The sequence below is a fragment of the Pseudomonas sp. BGI-2 genome, from assembly GCF_004310295.1.
Classification (GTDB): domain Bacteria; phylum Pseudomonadota; class Gammaproteobacteria; order Pseudomonadales; family Pseudomonadaceae; genus Aquipseudomonas.
In genome coordinates this window covers 63,551-80,100 of the sequence record NZ_SISB01000024.1, presented here as the reverse complement: position 1 = coordinate 80,100, position 16,550 = coordinate 63,551, and the positions used below count along the sequence as shown (strand labels likewise).

At 60.3% G+C, this 16,550-nt stretch carries 13 protein-coding genes; 11 read left to right on the top strand and 2 right to left on the bottom strand.

The window, feature by feature from the left end; all coding sequences use genetic code 11:
* Positions 1-115: 115 nt before the first annotated feature.
* Positions 116-2,335 carry a primosomal protein N' gene (locus EYC95_RS17355; protein WP_131061461.1) on the bottom strand — a complete coding sequence of 740 codons (2,220 nt, stop codon included), beginning with the start codon at positions 2,333-2,335 and terminating at the stop codon, positions 116-118.
* A 224-nt stretch (positions 2,336-2,559) separates the two neighbouring features.
* On the opposite strand from EYC95_RS17355, the gene rpmE reads away from it, so the two are divergent.
* From rpmE to EYC95_RS17340, 3 genes are all read left to right on the top strand, one after another.
* The gene (gene rpmE, locus EYC95_RS17350; protein WP_131061460.1) at positions 2,560-2,787 is read left to right on the top strand and encodes a 50S ribosomal protein L31; all 228 of its coding nucleotides are present in this window, start codon (positions 2,560-2,562) and stop codon (positions 2,785-2,787) included.
* A gap of 14 nt (positions 2,788-2,801) precedes the next feature.
* Positions 2,802-3,614, top strand: a complete 813-nt coding sequence (locus EYC95_RS17345; protein ID WP_131061459.1) for a thermonuclease family protein — start codon at positions 2,802-2,804, stop codon at positions 3,612-3,614.
* A 169-nt stretch (positions 3,615-3,783) separates the two neighbouring features.
* Positions 3,784-5,052 carry a malic enzyme-like NAD(P)-binding protein gene (locus EYC95_RS17340; protein WP_046031175.1) on the top strand — a complete coding sequence of 423 codons (1,269 nt, stop codon included), beginning with the start codon at positions 3,784-3,786 and terminating at the stop codon, positions 5,050-5,052.
* A 267-nt stretch (positions 5,053-5,319) separates the two neighbouring features.
* Here EYC95_RS17340 and EYC95_RS17335 read toward each other — a convergent pair whose 3' ends face one another.
* Complete coding sequence (locus tag EYC95_RS17335) at positions 5,320-7,764, bottom strand: penicillin-binding protein 1A (protein WP_371928424.1); 2,445 nt, start codon at positions 7,762-7,764, stop codon at positions 5,320-5,322.
* Positions 7,765-7,981: 217 nt separating this feature from the next.
* Here EYC95_RS17335 and EYC95_RS17330 point away from each other — a divergent pair, with 217 nt between their 5' ends.
* The 8 genes from EYC95_RS17330 to EYC95_RS17295 all read left to right on the top strand — a co-directional run bounded on the left by EYC95_RS17330 (position 7,982) and on the right by EYC95_RS17295 (position 16,238).
* On the top strand, positions 7,982-9,046 hold the full coding sequence (locus EYC95_RS17330; protein WP_131061458.1) for a pilus assembly protein PilM: 1,065 nt from the start codon (positions 7,982-7,984) through the stop codon (positions 9,044-9,046).
* Positions 9,046-9,612 carry a PilN domain-containing protein gene (locus EYC95_RS17325; RefSeq protein ID WP_131061457.1) on the top strand — a complete coding sequence of 189 codons (567 nt, stop codon included), beginning with the start codon at positions 9,046-9,048 and terminating at the stop codon, positions 9,610-9,612. The genes EYC95_RS17330 and EYC95_RS17325 overlap by 1 nt, the downstream gene beginning before the upstream one ends.
* Positions 9,609-10,232 (top strand): type 4a pilus biogenesis protein PilO, encoded by a 624-nt coding sequence (gene pilO, locus EYC95_RS17320; protein ID WP_131061456.1) that lies wholly within the window; start codon positions 9,609-9,611, stop codon positions 10,230-10,232. Before EYC95_RS17325 ends, pilO begins: the two co-directional genes overlap by 4 nt.
* On the top strand, positions 10,229-10,756 hold the full coding sequence (locus tag EYC95_RS17315; RefSeq protein ID WP_131061455.1) for a pilus assembly protein PilP: 528 nt from the start codon (positions 10,229-10,231) through the stop codon (positions 10,754-10,756). Before pilO ends, EYC95_RS17315 begins: the two co-directional genes overlap by 4 nt.
* Before the next feature lie 13 nt (positions 10,757-10,769).
* Entirely contained in the window at positions 10,770-12,851 is a 2,082-nt protein-coding gene (gene pilQ / locus EYC95_RS17310; RefSeq protein ID WP_131061454.1) for a type IV pilus secretin PilQ, read from the top strand.
* A gap of 4 nt (positions 12,852-12,855) precedes the next feature.
* A complete protein-coding gene (gene aroK, locus EYC95_RS17305; protein WP_010464421.1) occupies positions 12,856-13,374 on the top strand; it encodes a shikimate kinase AroK in 519 nt (172 codons plus the stop codon).
* Between the two features lie 151 nt (positions 13,375-13,525).
* On the top strand, positions 13,526-14,626 hold the full coding sequence (gene aroB / locus EYC95_RS17300) for a 3-dehydroquinate synthase (RefSeq protein ID WP_131061453.1): 1,101 nt from the start codon (positions 13,526-13,528) through the stop codon (positions 14,624-14,626).
* Positions 14,627-14,636: 10 nt separating this feature from the next.
* A complete protein-coding gene (locus EYC95_RS17295) occupies positions 14,637-16,238 on the top strand; it encodes an SPOR domain-containing protein (RefSeq protein WP_131061452.1) in 1,602 nt (533 codons plus the stop codon).
* The last annotated feature ends 312 nt before the right edge of the window (positions 16,239-16,550 follow it).

Genomic DNA, 16,550 nt, shown 5'->3' with positions numbered 1-16,550 from the left:
AAATAGACCGCCTTCGCGGGCAAGCCTCGCTCCTACGGATTTACGTCGTTCGCTGATGTTGCGTACAACCCAAACCCTGTAGGAGCGAGGCTTGCCCGCGAAGGCAATCTTCCAATCAATACAAATCGACAGGATCGACATCCAACGACCAACGCACCGCCCGCCCGCTCGGCATCTGCTCCAGCACCAGCAACCAGTTGCTTAACAGCCGATGCAGCGGCGCCCGAGCTGTCGCTTGCAACAACAACTGCGCACGATATCGCCCGGCCCGGCGTTCCATCGGTGCCGGCACCGGCCCGAGCAGTTCAATCCCGGTCAAATTCTGCTCGGCCAGCAAGCGCTCGGCCTCGCTGCACGCCTCATCGAGAAAGCCTTCGGCCTGCCCCGGTTTGTGCGCTTCAGCCCGCAGCAATGCCAAGTGCGCAAACGGCGGTAGACCCGCCGAGCGACGTTCGCTCAAGGCCTGTTCGGCAAAGGCGAAGTAACCCTGTTCAGTCAATTGCACCAGCAGCGGATGGTCGGCCAGATGCGTCTGGATGATCACTTTACCCGGCTCTTCAGCGCGTCCCGCACGCCCGGCAACCTGGACGATCAGCTGCGCCATGCGCTCGCTGGCGCGGAAGTCGCCGGAAAACAGCCCGCCATCGGCATCGAGAATCGACACCAGCGTCACCCGTGGGAAGTGATGCCCTTTGGCAAGCATCTGCGTGCCGACCAGAATGCACGGTTGGCCTTTCTGGATGGTCGCGAACAGCTGATTCATCGCGTCCTTGCGCGAGGTGCTGTCGCGGTCGACCCGCAGCACCGGGACATCCGGAAACAAAATCCCCAATCGCTCTTCGGCGCGCTCGGTGCCGGCGCCCACTGGCCGCAAATCGACTTTGCCACATTTCGGGCAGTGCCGTGGCACGCGCTCGACGTAGCCGCAATGGTGGCAGCGCAGTTCGCCGGAGCGCTGGTGCACGGTCATCCGCGCATCGCAGCGCTGGCACTCGGACATCCAGCCGCAGTCGTGACACAGCAAGGTTGGCGCAAAACCGCGACGGTTAAGGAACACCAATACTTGTTGGCCCGCGGCCAGTGTCTGACCGATGGCTTGCTGCATCGGCCCGGAAATGCCGCTGTCCAGCGGACGGCTTTTTACGTCCAGGCGCAGAAATCGCGGCTGTTTGGCGCCACCAGCACGCTCGTTTAATCGCAGGAGGCCATAACGGCCGGTGTAGGCGTTGTGCAGGCTTTCCAGCGAAGGCGTGGCGGAACCGAGGACAATCGGGATGTTTTCCTGCCGGGCGCGGACCAATGCCAGGTCGCGGGCGTGATAGCGCAAGCCTTCCTGCTGTTTATAGGAACCGTCGTGCTCTTCATCGATGATGATCAGGCCGGGGTTCTTCATCGGCGTGAACAGCGCCGAACGGGTGCCGATAATAATGTCGGCGTCACCATCCCGGGCGGCGAGCCAGGCTTCGAGGCGTTCTCGATCATTGACCGCCGAGTGGATCAGCGCGATGCGCGCATTGAAACGCTGCTCGAAGCGCGCCAGGGTTTGCGGGCCGAGGTTGATCTCCGGAATCAACACCAGCGCTTGCTTGCCGGCTTCGAGGGTTTCGCGAATCAGCTGCAAATAGACTTCGGTCTTGCCGCTGCCGGTGACACCGGCCAGCAGGAACGCGTGATAACTGTCGAACCCGGCGCGAATCGCCTCATAGGCGGCGCGCTGCTCGGGGTTGAGCGGCAACTCCGGTTGCGCCAGCCAGTGCTCGTGGCGAGCGCCGGGGGCGTGCTTGCGGATTTCCACCTGCACCAGACCCTTGGCCAGCAACAAATCCAGGCTGTCCTTGCTCAGCATCAGTTTGCTCAGCAATTGATGGGCGACGCCGTGGGGGTGTTGAGCCAGCGTGGCCAGGGCTTCGCGCTGGCGCGGCGCCCGGGCGATGCGCGGGTCATCAAGGCTGGCGCCGGGCGCGGCGGACCAGAAGCGTTCCTGGCGCGCCTCGGCCAGTTCGCCTTGGCGCAACAACACAGGCAGCGCCCAACTCAAGGTGTCGCCGAGGCTGTGCTGGTAATACTGCGAGGTCCACAGGCACAGCTTGAACAGTGCCGGCGGCAACGGCGGCGTGGCGTCGAGCAACGCCAGGGCCGGTTTGAGCTTTTCTACCGGCACTTCGCTGGTGTCGGTGACCTCCACAAGAATCCCGATCATCTCCCGGCGGCCGAACGGCACCCGCAGGCGCATGCCCGGTTGCAACTGGGCGCGCAGGACCCCGGCCGGGGCACGGTAATCGAACAGACGGCGCAGTGGCGAAGGCAGGGCGAGGCGCAAAATGGCTTCGGGCACGCGGGGGATTCTCTTTGGGCGGGGCAGTAAATGAAGGCTGAACGAACAACCTGTGGGAGCAGGCGCGCTCCCACAGGGATGGCGCTTTGGGTCGGGAGCCTAGCAGACGACTGGTGTGAGCGACAGCTTGCGTGATTGGCAATGTCTGTTAGAATCCGCGGCCTAATTACGTGCGGTATTCAACAATAGTGTTGGGTGGCGGCACGCAGCCCGAGGAAGACACCATGAAAGCTGAAATCCATCCAGATTATCCAGTCATTGCTGTTACTTGCAGCTGTGGCAACAAGTTCGAAACTCGTTCGACCTTCGGCAAAGCTCTGCCGATCGACGTTTGCAACGAGTGCCACCCGTTCTACACCGGTAAGCAGAAGACTCTGGACACTGGCGGCCGCGTTCAGCGCTTCGCAGACCGTTTCGGTGCTTTCGGCAAGAAACCTGCTGCTGCAGAGTAAGGTTCGAAGGCCTCATGGGCTTTACCTTGCTATTGAAAAAGGCGTCCCTTGCGGGCGCCTTTTTTGTGTCCGCGATTTGGTTGTCCGGCGCCCAGGCCTTTTGCCCGGTGCCGAGCGGTCTGACACCCGTCGTCGTGCAACGCGTGGTGGATGGCGACACCTTGCGCCTGCGCGATGGCCGCAGCGTGCGCATGATCGGCTTGAATACGCCTGAGCTGGGCAAACAGGGCCGTTCCGACGAGCCGTTTGCCGTGGTCGCGCGCAAACGGCTGGAAGCGCTGGTGACGTCCAGCGACGGGCGCGTGGGTTTGCTGCCCGGCAAAGAAAGCAAAGACCATTACGGTCGCACGTTGGCGCATGTCTACGGTGCCGATGGCGCCAACCTCGAAGCGCAGATGCTCGCCGAGGGCCTCGGTTTTCAAGTGGCGGTCGCGCCGAATGTCGATTTGGTCGGCTGCCAGCAAGCCGCCGAACGTAGCGCCCGTCAGGCCGGACTTGGCGTGTGGCGGCAATCACCTGTACTGAAAGCGGAGCAAATCACCGCTTCCGGTTTTGCCGTGCTCAGCGGTCGTGTGAGCAAGGTTCAGCGCAATCGCGGCGGGGTTTGGATTGAGTTACAGGACTCGGTTGTATTGCGCGTTGCACCCAATTTGCTCGGGCAATTCGATGTGGCATCGCTTGAGCGACTGAAGGGCAAGCAGATTGAGGCGCGTGGCTGGGTACTGGATCGTTCGCGCCGCGGTGGTTTGAAACCCGGGCAGGCGCGCTGGCTTCTGCCACTGACCGCCCCGGCGATGCTGCAAGCGGCGCCTTGGGAAAAATTGTAGACATTTTTTCAGTCGATTGTGAACAGTCTATCCCTTGTGTTCCGTGGCTCTTGGCCCAAAGTCGTAGGGCAGGGCGCTTGACAGGGGTGACTGGTCAGTCTTGTGGGGACTTTGCGACACGCGTATCCTCGGCGGTCCGTCTGTCCAACAGTAAAAGCGGAATGCCCACATGTCTGATTTGAAAACTGCCGCTCTCGAATATCACGCCCATCCTCGTCCAGGGAAGCTGAGTGTCGAGCTCACCAAGGCCACCGCTACCGCCCGCGATCTGTCGCTGGCCTACAGCCCCGGCGTAGCCGAACCAGTACGCGAAATCGCCCGCGATCCTGAACTGGCCTACAAATACACCGGCAAAGGCAACCTGGTTGCAGTCATTTCCGATGGCACCGCGATTCTCGGCCTGGGTAACCTCGGCCCATTGGCTTCCAAGCCAGTCATGGAAGGTAAAGGCGTGCTGTTCAAGCGCTTCGCCGGCATCGACGTTTTCGACATCGAAGTCGACTCCGAAAGCCCGCAAGCCTTCATCGACACCGTCAAGCGTATCTCCATCACCTTCGGTGGCATCAACCTGGAAGACATCAAGGCACCTGAGTGCTTTGAGATCGAACGCGCTCTGATCGAACAGTGCGACATTCCAGTGTTCCACGATGACCAGCACGGCACCGCGATCGTTACTGCGGCCGGCATGATCAACGCCCTGGAAATCGCTGGCAAAACCCTGGCTGACGCCAAGATCGTCTGCCTTGGCGCCGGTGCGGCCGCCATTTCCTGCATGAAATTGCTGGTGAGCATGGGCGCCAACATCGAAAACATCTTCATGGTTGACCGCACCGGCGTGATCCACTCCGGCCGTGACGACCTGAACCAGTACAAGGCTGTCTTCGCTCACGCGACCGACAAGCGCACCCTGGCTGACGCCCTGACCGGTGCTGACGTGTTCGTGGGCCTGTCCGGCCCGAACCTGCTGAGCGCTGAAGGCCTGAAGTCCATGGCGGCCAACCCGATCGTCTTCGCATGCTCCAACCCGGATCCGGAAATCTCCCCGGAACTGGCGCACGCCACCCGTGACGATGTGATCATGGCCACCGGCCGTTCGGACTACCCGAACCAGGTCAACAACGTGCTGGGCTTCCCGTTCATCTTCCGCGGTGCCCTGGACGTTCGCGCCAAACGCATCAACGAAGAAATGAAAGTGGCTGCCGCCAACGCCCTGCGTGAACTGGCCAAGTTGCCGGTTCCTCAGGAAGTGTGCGACGCCTACGGTGGCATCAAGCTGGAGTTCGGTCGTGAATACATCATTCCGAAACCAATGGATGCCCGCCTGATCACCCTGATCTCCGATGCCGTGGCCAAGGCTGCCATCGAGACCGGCGTAGCGACCCTGCCGTATCCGAAGAACTACCCGCTGAAAAGCGTGGATGACGTGTTCAACGGCTAAGTCGTTGTAGCGCTTCAAACAAAAAGCCCTGGCTCATTTGAGTTGGGGCTTTTTTATGTCTGAGGGTTTTGCAGTAGTTGTAATGGCCTCTTCGCGGGCAAGCCTCGCTCCTACAAGGGGCGGGTTGTCCGCAAACGCTGGGAACGATTCATATCCGTAGGAGCGAGGCTTGCCCGCGAAGAGGCCCTCAAAGACAACGCAAAACCTGCAGGCAACAAAAAGCCCCGCTCTTCTTTCGAAGGCGGGGCTTTTTGCAGCTTTAGATGATCAGAAGAGATCGATCGGCGCCGCCTCATCCGCTGGCAATGGGCTGCCCGGCGCATTGCCGTTACCCAGCTCATTCGCCGACGGTGGCGTATCTTCAGCCTTGAACAGCTCGAAGTACGCGCCTGGCGTACCCGGGCTGGCCGCGCGACCGCTGACCGGGTCAACCCGCAGGCTGAGGAGGCCTTCCGGCTCTGCCTGGGTGTGAGGCGGCTTGTCTTTAAGGGCAGCAGCCATGTAGTTCATCCAGATCGGCAGCGCGACGGTGCCACCAAACTCGCGTTTGCCCAGGCTTTCAGGCTGATCGAAACCCGTCCAGACGGTGGTCACGTAATCGGCGTTGTAGCCGGAGAACCAGGCGTCCTTGGATTCGTTGGTGGTGCCGGTCTTGCCCGCAATGTCACTGCGGCCCAAGGCGAGTGCGCGGCGGCCGGTGCCGAGTTTGATCACGTCTTCAAGCATGCTGTTGAGGATGAAGGTGGTGCGACCGTCGACAATGCGCTCGGCCACGGCTGGCGTTTGCGGTGCGGTGCCGGGTGCGGCCGGAGCCTCGCCCGGGGTCGCATTAACCGTGAACGCCTGGGCGTCGGTCGGTGCGGCGATGCCATTGGTCGTTACGTCGCCCTGAGGAACGCTAGGTGGGTTGGCGACGAACAGCGTGTCGCCATTGCGGCTTTCGATCTTGTCGATGATGTACGGGCTGATTTTGTAGCCGCCGTTGGCGAAGGTGCTCCAGCCGGTGGCGATTTCCATTGGCGTCAGGGTCGCGGTGCCCAGCGCCAGGGACAGATTGCGCGGCAGGTCCTGCTTGTTGAAGCCGAACTTGCTGATGTAGTCGATGGTGCGATCGACGCCCAGCGCCTGCACCAGTCGGATCGACACCAGGTTGCGCGACTTGTACAGCCCTTCACGCAGACGAATCGGGCCGAGGAAGGTGTTGGTGTCGTTCTTCGGACGCCAGACCTTGTCGAGGTATTCATCGACGAACACGATCGGCGCATCGTTCACCAGGCTGGCGGCGGTGTAGCCGTTATCCAGCGCGGCGCTGTACACGAAGGGCTTGAAGCTCGAACCCGGCTGACGCTTGGCCTGCATGGCGCGGTTGTAGTTGCTCTGCTCGAAGGCAAAACCACCGACCAGCGAGCGAATGGCGCCGTTCTGCGGATCAAGGGACACCAGCGCGCCTTGCGCTTGCGGGATCTGGCTGAATTTCAGCGAATTGTCCGGTTGGCGCTGCACGCGAATCAGGTCACCGACCTGAGCCACGTCCGACGGCTGCTTCGGGTTGGCGCCCATGCTGTTGGTGTTCAGGAATGGACGTGCCCATTTCATTGTCTCCCAGGCGATGTGTTCTTCACCGGTGCGGGTGATCACTTGCAGGCCGTTCTTGTCAACTTGAGTGACGATGGCAGGCTCAAGGCCGCTGATGGCTCGCTGTTTGGTCAGCTCGGTGGCCCAGGCCTCGCGAGTCTTGCCCGGCAGGCGCGACTCGGGACCGCGATAGCCGTGCCGCTGATCGTAGGTCATCAAGCCTTCGTGGACCGCGGTGTTGGCCATTTCCTGCAAATTGCTCGGTACCGTCGTGGTCACGCGGAAACCTTCGGTGTACGCATCGCTGCCATAGCGGCCGACCATTTCGGCGCGGGCCATTTCAGCAATGTACGGCGCGTTCACTTCCGGCGTCGGCACGTGGTAGCTGGCATTCAGCGGCTCGTTGATCGCGGTGGTGTAGTCGGCCTCGGTGATCTTGCCGAGCTTGTACATGCGCCCAAGGATCCAGTCGCGACGTTCCTTGCTGCGGGCCGGGTTGGCCAGCGGGTTAAAGCGCGAAGGGGCTTTTGGCAGGCCGGCGATCATCGCCATCTGCGCCAGGCTGACGTCACGAATCGATTTGCCGTAGTAGACCTGCGCGGCGGCTTCGATGCCGTAGGCGCGGTTACCCAGATAGATCTTGTTGACGTACAGCTCGAGGATCTCGTCCTTGGTCAGCTGCCGTTCGATCTGCAGGGCCAGGAGGATTTCGGTGGTTTTGCGCGAGAAGCTGCGTTCGCTGGTCAGGAAGAAGTTCTTCGCCACCTGCATGGTGATGGTGCTGCCGCCGGACTGAATGTGCCCGCTTTTTACCAGCTGGGTCGCTGCGCGCATCAGGCTGCTGGGATCGACGCCGTAGTGATTGGCGAAATTGTCGTCTTCAGCACTTAGTAACGCATTGATGAAATTGGGGGGAATGTCGGCGAAACGGATCGGTGTGCGGCGCATTTCGCCAAATTCTGCGATCAACTTGTTGTCGCTGCTGTACACCCGCAATGGAATCTGCAACTGGATGCTTCGCAGGGCCTCCACAGATGGCAATCCGGGACTAAGGTAAAGAAACGCGCCGCTCAGACCAAGGAGCAGTCCGCAGAAAACGGCGACGATGGACCAACCGAAAAATTTCAGCAGACGAATCAAGGCTTTGGGATATCCAGGGCAAAGAATGAATTGGGCAACAGGGTCCAGATAACAGGGAACGACCCGCGCTTGCAGTAAAAACCGGAAAAAAACGCTGGGCATTATAAGCATTTTTCCGTCGAGGGCGTCATTTGCGCTGCTGTCAAGACGGGTGGTTTGAACGCAACGGGTATTACAGAGTCCGTAAGACACGGATAGTCATAGGGAATTGGTAGTGCTAGGACTCTTCAATAAAAAAGCCAACACGCTTCTGGGGATCGACATCAGCTCCACGTCGGTAAAGCTGCTTGAGCTAAGTCGCCAAGGCGAGCGTTATCGGGTCGAGGCCTATGCGGTCGAACCCTTGCCCGCCAACGCGGTGGTCGAAAAAAATATCGCCGAGCTCGAAGGCGTGGGCCAGGCACTCTCGCGCGTGCTGCTCAAGGCCAAAACCAGCCTCAGGAATGTCGCCGTGGCCGTCGCCGGTTCGGCAGTCATTACCAAAACCATCGAAATGGACGCCGGTCTTTCCGACGACGAGATGGAAAACCAGCTGAAGATCGAGGCCGATCAGTACATCCCCTACCCATTGGATGAAGTCGCCATCGACTTCGAAGTCCAGGGCGCGTCAGCGCGTAACCCCGAGCGGGTCAATGTGCTGCTGGCAGCCTGTCGCAAGGAAAACGTCGAAGTGCGTGAAGCCGCCCTGGCACTGGCCGGCCTGACGGCGCGAGTGGTTGACGTCGAGGCTTACGCGCTGGAGCGATCGTTCAGTTTGCTGGCGGCTCAGTTGGCGGTCTCGCAGGAAGGGTTGACCGTGGCGGTGGTCGACATCGGCGCGACCATGACCACCCTGAGCGTGTTGTACAACGGGCGGATCATCTACACCCGCGAACAATTGTTCGGTGGGCGTCAGCTGACAGAGGAAATCCAGCGTCGTTATGGCCTGACCATCGAGCAGGCGGGGCTGGCGAAGAAGCAGGGCGGATTGCCGGACGACTACGTCAGTGAAGTCTTGCAGCCTTTTCGCGATGCGCTGGTGCAGCAGGTTTCCCGATCGTTGCAGTTCTTCTTCGCCTCCGGCCAGTACAACGCGGTCGATCACATCCTGCTGGCGGGCGGTACTGCGTCGGTCCCGGGGCTTGATCGTCTGATCGAACAGCGGTTGGGCACGCCGACCCAGGTGGCCAACCCGTTCTCCGACATGGCATTGAGCAGCAAGGTCAACGCCGGAGCCCTGGCAGGCGATGCGCCGGCACTGATGATCGCCTGCGGGCTTGCTCTGCGGAGTTTCGACTGATGGCGCGGATCAATCTTCTACCCTGGCGCGAAGAGCTGCGTGAAGAGCGTCGCAAACGCTTTTTGCTGGCGCTGGTCGGTGTGTTGGTGTGCTCGGTGGGCGCGATTATTATCGCGGACCAGGTCATCAACGGCGCCATTGACCGGCAAGTGACCCGCAACGATTACATCGGCAAACAGATTGCCGTGGTCGACGAGCGCATCAAGCAGATCAGCGAACTGAAGTCCCGTCGCCAGCAGCTCGTCGAGCGCATGCGCATCATCCAGGACCTGCAAGGCAACCGTCCGATCAGCGGGCGTATTTTCGACCAGTTGGCGCGTACCCTGCCGGACGGAGTGTATTTCACCGAAGTAAAAATGGCCGGCAAAACCCTGTCCATTACTGGCGCGGCGGAATCGAACAATCGTGTCTCGGACTTGATGCGCAATCTGGATGCGTCCGACTGGTTCGATGCGCCGAGCCTCACGGAAGTCAAAGCCACCACCGCCGGTCAGCTGGATCAGGCCAACGTCTTTCAGTTGACCGTCCGTCAGACTCAGCCCGCCGTTGTGGAGGCTGCTAAATGAGCCCCTCCGAATGGTTCGAAGGCCTGCGCAAGATCGACATCAACGATCTGGACACCAACAACATGGGGTCCTGGCCGCCGGCCATCAAGGCCCTGGCGGGCGGCTTGCTCATGGTTCTGGTGTTGGCCCTCGGGTACACCTTTTTCATCAGTGATCAGGAAGATCACCTCGAACTCAAGCGTGAAGAGGAGTCGACACTCAAGGAGCAATTCGCAACCAAAGCGCACATGGCGGCAAACCTGGAGCTGTACACCCAGCAGATGAAGGAGATGGAGAACTCTTTCGGCGTGCTCCTGCGCCAGTTGCCCAGCGACACTGAAGTGCCCGGACTGCTGGAAGACATCACCCGCACCGGGCTCGGTAGCGGGCTGGAGTTCGAAGAAATCAAGTTGCTGCCGGAGGTTACCCAACAGTTCTACATCGAACTGCCGATCCAGATCACCGTGACCGGTGCCTATCACGACCTGGCGACCTTCGTCAGTGGCGTGGCCGGGTTGCCGCGGATCGTTACGCTGCATGATTTCGACCTCGCGCCGGCCGACCCTGAAGGTGGTCCGAAACTGCGCATGAGCATCCTGGCCAAGACCTACCGCTACAACGACAAGGGGCTGCAGAAATGAGCCCGATTCGTTACTTGTTGATGGTTTTACTGTTCGCCGGCCTGGCTGGTTGCGGCAACGGTAATGACGTCGGTGACCTCGACGCCTACATGAACGAAGTGCGCCTCAGGCCACCGGGCAAGATTGAACCAACGCCGACCTTCCGGTCTTACCCAACGTTCACCTACAACGCTGCCAACCTGCGCAGCCCGTTTTCCCGGCAGGTCAGGGTCGATCTGGCGGGTCAGAAGCGCGGCTCGCGCAACGTCAAGCCCGATCCCAATCGGGCCAGGCAATACCTCGAAGGTTTCAACATCGAGCAGTTTGAAATGGTCGGTACGATCTCCAATGCCACCGGCTCCTTCGCGCTGTTGCGCGGAGCAGGCGGGGTGCATCGGCTGAAAGTCGGCGATTACCTGGGGCGTAACGATGGGCGGATCGTCGCTATCAGCGGCTCGCAAGTCGATGTGGTCGAAATCGTTCCCGACGGCGAAGGTGCCTGGCTGGAACGGCCGCGGACCATCCCTTTGAAAGAGCACTCATAGTGGAACTCGAATAATGAACAGGATTTTCTCAACCCTCGGTATTTCGCTATGGATAGCGTTGCTGTCGCCGATGGTACAAGCGGCCAACCTCAAAGCGCTGGATGTCGCCGCGCTGCCGGGTGATCGTGTCGAGTTGAAGTTGTCTTTCGATGGCCCGCCACCGCAGCCCCACGGTTACACGACCGAATCGCCCGCACGCATTGCGCTGGATCTGCCAGGCGTGGTCAGTCAGCTAAAAAGTAAAAATCGTGAACTGGGCGGCGGAAATGCCCGTACCGCCACAGTGGTGGAAGCCAAGGACCGTACGCGGCTTATCATCAATCTGACCCAGTTGGCCCCGTACAACGCACGAGTTGAGGGCAACAATCTGATCGTGGTGGTTGGGCAAGGCGCCAACAGCAAGGCGTCCCGGCCGGCAACCAGTGCACCTCGCGCCGCGACTGCAACGCCAGCCCCGACGAAAGCCTACGCACCCGTGGGCAAGGCCATCCGTGGTGTAGATTTCCAGCGCGGTACGCAGGGTGAAGGCAATGTGGTGATTGATCTGTCCGATCCATCCATCGCTCCGGACATTCAGGAGCGCGACGGCAAGATCATCCTCGGTTTCGCCAGGACGCAGTTGCCTGAGCCATTGCGCGTACGTCTGGACGTCAAGGATTTCGCCACCCCGGTGCAGTTCGTCAACGCCAGTGCCACAGGCGACCGGGCCACGATCAGCATCGAGCCCAGCGGCGCCTTCGATTATTCGACCTACCAGACCGACAACAAGCTGACGGTCAGCATCCGGCCAATGACCGTCGATGATCTGCAAAAGCGTAATGCCGAGCGTTTTGCCTATACCGGTGAAAAGCTCTCGCTGAATTTCCAGGACATCGATGTGCGCTCGGTGCTGCAACTGATCGCCGATTTCACCAACCTCAATCTGGTGGCCAGCGACACGGTGCAAGGCGGTATCACGTTGCGTTTGCAGAATGTGCCATGGGACCAGGCGCTGGACCTGGTGCTGAAAACCAAAGGCCTGGACAAGCGCAAGATCGGCAACGTCCTGCTGGTGGCGCCGGCCGATGAAATCGCCGCGCGCGAGCGTCAGGAACTGGAATCGCAGAAGCAGATCTCCGAACTCGCGCCCCTGCGTCGAGAGCTGTTGCAGGTCAACTACGCCAAGGCTGCCGACATCGCCAAGCTGTTCACGTCGGTGACCAGTGCCGAATCGAAAATCGACGAACGGGGTTCGATCACGGTTGATGAGCGGACCAACAACATCATTGCCTACCAGACCCAGGACCGACTCGACGAACTTCGTCGCATCGTTGCGCAACTGGATATCCCGGTGCGCCAGGTGATGATCGAGGCACGAATCGTCGAAGCCAACGTCGACTACGACAAAAGCCTCGGCGTGCGCTGGGGAGGTTCGGTGCAGAACAAGGGCAACTGGAACACATCGGGGGTCAGCAATGGTTCGTCGACCACCATTGGAACCCCGGGCAGCACCAGTACCAACTCGCCGTTTGTCGACCTGGGCGCTGCGGGCAATACCTCGGGGATCGGCATCGCCTTCATCACCGATAACGTGCTGCTGGACCTGGAGCTGACCGCGATGGAGAAGACCGGTAACGGCGAAATCGTCTCGCAGCCCAAGGTGGTCACGTCCGACAAGGAAACCGCGAAAATCCTCAAGGGCACCGAGATTCCCTATCAGGAAGCCAGCTCCAGCGGTGCCACTTCGGTGTCGTTCAAAGAGGCGTCGCTGTCCCTTGAAGTCACGCCGCAGATCACCCCGGACAATCGGATCATCATGGAGGTCAAGGTCACCAAGGACGAACCTGACTACCTGAACAAGGTCCAGGATGTACCGCCGATCAAGAAAAACGAGGTCAATGCCAAGGTCCTGGTCAATGATGGCGAGACCATCGTGATAGGCGGGGTTTTCTCAAATACTCAGAGCAAGGTTGTAGATAAGGTGCCATTTCTCGGTGATGTGCCGTATCTTGGCCGCCTTTTCCGGCGTGACGTGGTTTCGGAGAAAAAATCCGAGCTGCTGGTGTTTCTCACTCCGCGTATCATGAATAACCAGGCGATTGCTGTGAGTCATTGATTCTGTGCGAAATTTGATTCTTGTTGGACCGATGGGCGCTGGAAAAAGCACCATCGGCCGGTTGCTGGCCAAAGAGCTGCGCCTGCCGTTCAAAGATTCCGATAAGGAAATTGAATTGCGCACGGGCGCCAATATCCCGTGGATTTTCGATAAGGAAGGCGAGCCGGGCTTTCGTGATCGCGAGCAGGCGATGATTGCCGAGCTGTGCGGCTGTGATGGCGTGGTGCTTGCAACCGGTGGCGGCGCGGTGATGCGCGAAGCCAATCGTCGGGCGCTGCACGCCGGCGGTCGGGTGGTCTATCTGCATGCCTCTGTCGAGCAGCAGGTCGGTCGCACGTCCCGCGATCGAAATCGACCCTTGTTGCGCACCGCCGATCCGGCCAAGACCCTGCGGGATCTGCTGGCGATTCGCGATCCGCTGTATCGGGAAATCGCCGACCTGGTGGTTGAAACCGATGAGCGGCCGCCGCGAATGGTCGTGCTCGATATTCTCGAACGCTTGCAGCAGCTACCTCCCCGTTAAAGCGATGCGCGAAATGCGCTATCCTCGGCGTCCTGTCACGACTGCTCAAGGTTGTGGCGGATGGCTACCGAACGGCGTCACACCAGCAGATGCCGTGGACATTCGTTAATTCAAGGCAGGACGCCTGATTCCATCTTCACTGTGGGGACACATGCAGACACTCAAGGTCGATCTAGGCGAGCGCAGCTACCCGATTCACATTGGCGAAGGTTTGTTGGATCAGCCTGAGCTGCTGGCCCCGCACATTCGCGGACGGCAAGTGGCGATCATCTCCAACGAGACCGTTGCGCCGCTCTATCTCGAACGTCTGACCCGCAGCCTCGCGCAGTTTTCGGTGATTTCCGTGGTGCTGCCCGACGGCGAAGCCTTCAAGACCTGGGAAACCCTGCAACTGATTTTCGACGGTCTGCTGACTGCACGCCACGACCGCCGCACCACCGTTATCGCCCTCGGCGGCGGCGTGATTGGTGACATGGCCGGTTTTGCGGCTGCCTGCTATCAGCGCGGTGTCGATTTCATTCAGGTCCCGACCACGTTGTTGTCACAAGTCGACTCCTCGGTGGGCGGCAAGACCGGGATCAATCACCCGTTGGGCAAGAACATGGTCGGCGCCTTCTATCAGCCGAATGTGGTGCTGATCGATACCGCGACCCTCAATACCCTGCCGGCCCGCGAGCTCTCTGCGGGGCTGGCGGAAGTCATCAAGTACGGGCTGATCTGCGACGAGCCGTTCCTGACCTGGCTCGAAGAAAACGTTGATCGCCTGCGCGCCCTGGATCAGGTCGCCCTGACCTACGCCATCGAGCGTTCCTGCTCGGCCAAGGCGGCGGTAGTCGGTGCCGACGAGAAGGAGACCGGTGTTCGTGCCACGTTGAACCTGGGTCACACCTTCGGTCACGCTATCGAAACTCATATGGGCTATGGTGTCTGGCTTCATGGTGAAGCCGTCGCTGCTGGTACCGTAATGGCTTTGGAAATGTCCGCGCGACTGGGCTGGATCAGCGAGCAAGAGCGCGATCGCGGCATTCGTCTGTTTCAGCGTGCCGGCTTACCGGTCATCCCGCCGGAAGAGATGAGCGAAGCCGATTTTCTCGAACACATGGCAATTGACAAGAAAGTGATCGACGGTCGTTTGCGCCTGGTGCTGCTGCGCCACATGGGCGAAGCGGTGGTGACCGACGATTATCCGAAAGAAGTTTTACAGGCCACGCTGGGAGCGGATTACCGCGCCCTGGCTCAGCTTAAAGGTTAATAAGATCCCGATGACTAGTTTGCATGCCGACGAGGCTTTCCTCGGCCATTACCAGTTGAGTCATGACCCTTTTGCTCCACGGGTGCCTGGCTTCAAATTCTTCCCGGCCCAGCGCAAACCGGTGCTGGGGCAACTGCATCACCTGGCCCGCTACAGCCAGTTGCTGTTGGTGGTCACCGGTCCGCAAGGCAGTGGCAAGACGCTGTTGCGCCAGGCCCTGGTGGCCAGCACGAACAAGCAGTCGGTGCAGAGCGTGGTGGTTTCCGCCCGTGGCGCTGGCGATGCTGCCGGCGTACTGCGTCAGGTGGCTCAGGCGCTGAACGTCGCCCAGGCGGAGGTCAACGCGATTCTGTCGCAGGTCGTGCAACTGGCGCTGACCGGGCAGGAAGTCTATTTGCTGGTGGACGACGCCGAACAGCTCGACGAATCCGCGCTGGAGGCTTTGCTGGCCCTGGCCGCCGGCGCTCCGGAAGGTCGTCCGCATGTGTTTCTGTTCGGTGAATCCTCGCTGATTGCGCAACTGGACGCGCTGAGCCTCGAGGAAGAGCGTTTCCACGTCATCGAATTGCAGCCCTACACCGAAGAAGAAACCCGCGAATACCTGGACCAGCGGCTTGAAGGCGCAGGCCGGGGTATCGAACTTTTCACCGCAGATCAGATCTCTGATATTCACGAAAGCTCCGACGGCTGGCCTGGCACCATTAACCAGGTTGCCCGCGATGCAATGATCGAAGCCATGATTGCCAGCCGCTCAGCGGTCAAGCGTCCAAGTATGGGGTTCAACATGCCGAAGAAACACGTATTGGCGATTTCCGCCGTCGTCGTGGTCGCGGTAGCCGCCGCCTGGTTGATGCCGGGTCGCAGCAAAGCACCGACCACCGGCGCACCTGCCAACGAACAGGCGCAACTGCCGCTCGGCCAAGGCACGCCACAACCTAACAGTGGCGGCGCTCCTGCCGTCGAATTCGCCGGTAATTCGCAACCGATGCCATTGCCGCTGGTCGGCAACTCGCAACCGGTCATGCGCGGTCCACTGGCCGAAGCGGCCGGTGGCATCACCGAAGGCGACGACGGTGTACCGGTCGAAGGTTCCAGCGCTACACCGCCAACCGTGACCACCACCGCGCCGCCTGCGGGCATCCAGCCTGGCCCTGCGCCGACGCCTGCCGCCAAGCCGGTGCCAGAGCCGACTCAGGTCGCTACAGCCAAGCCAGTCCCGACTGCACCAGCCGTGAAGCCGGCTCCAGCGCCCGCCAAGCCAGCCGTCGTGGCCAGCGTCAAGCCTGCCGAGAAACCAGCTCCTGCCGCCGCTGCGAAAGGCGCCGGTGGCACCTGGTACGCAGGGCAGCCGACGAGCAACTACGTGGTGCAGATCCTCGGCACCAGCTCCGAAGCGACCGCGCAAACCTTCGTGAAAGAGCAGGGCGGCGAGTACCGTTATTTCAAGAAAGTACTCAACGGCAAGCCGCTTTACGTCATCACCTACGGTAACTTCGCCAACCGCGATGCAGCCCTTACCGCCATCAAGGCCTTGCCAGCGAAGGTTCAGGCTGGTAAACCTTGGCCTCGCACTGTCGCCAGCGTCCAACAGGAACTGGCAACAACTCGCTGAAGATTCGGCGGCCTTACCCAGGCCGCCTCTCCAAGCACCTCAAAATTTCTGCAAGTGCATGCCGTCTCTACAGACCGCGTGCCTTGTGGTGTCTGCGTCACAGTAGTCTTTGAGTCGTTGCAGTCAGAATTAAAAAAGTTTTGACTAGCACAGCAGATCGCTTTAAACCTTTCACAAATGCGACATAGATTTGCGACAGTTCGTCGTCAAATTTGTGAGCCTCTGTGTCGCTGTGTACAATGACCACCCTTTTGCCCCCGCTAAGCCGGCGTACGTTCGGCGCGGATCGCAAGTGGTTGAATTGAAAAGAAA

What these genes read in the sequence shown, in the direction of transcription:
- EYC95_RS17295 (WP_131061452.1), top strand. Translation starts at nt 14,637, where the DNA reads ATGACTAGTTTGCATGCCGACGAGGCTTTCCTCGGCCATTACCAGTTG.
- pilQ (WP_131061454.1), top strand. Translation starts at nt 10,770, where the DNA reads ATGAACAGGATTTTCTCAACCCTCGGTATTTCGCTATGGATAGCGTTG.
- EYC95_RS17340 (WP_046031175.1), top strand. Translation starts at nt 3,784, where the DNA reads ATGTCTGATTTGAAAACTGCCGCTCTCGAATATCACGCCCATCCTCGT.
- aroB (WP_131061453.1), top strand. Translation starts at nt 13,526, where the DNA reads ATGCAGACACTCAAGGTCGATCTAGGCGAGCGCAGCTACCCGATTCAC.
- EYC95_RS17345 (WP_131061459.1), top strand. Translation starts at nt 2,802, where the DNA reads ATGGGCTTTACCTTGCTATTGAAAAAGGCGTCCCTTGCGGGCGCCTTT.
- rpmE (WP_131061460.1), top strand. Translation starts at nt 2,560, where the DNA reads ATGAAAGCTGAAATCCATCCAGATTATCCAGTCATTGCTGTTACTTGC.
- EYC95_RS17325 (WP_131061457.1), top strand. Translation starts at nt 9,046, where the DNA reads ATGGCGCGGATCAATCTTCTACCCTGGCGCGAAGAGCTGCGTGAAGAG.
- pilO (WP_131061456.1), top strand. Translation starts at nt 9,609, where the DNA reads ATGAGCCCCTCCGAATGGTTCGAAGGCCTGCGCAAGATCGACATCAAC.
- EYC95_RS17315 (WP_131061455.1), top strand. Translation starts at nt 10,229, where the DNA reads ATGAGCCCGATTCGTTACTTGTTGATGGTTTTACTGTTCGCCGGCCTG.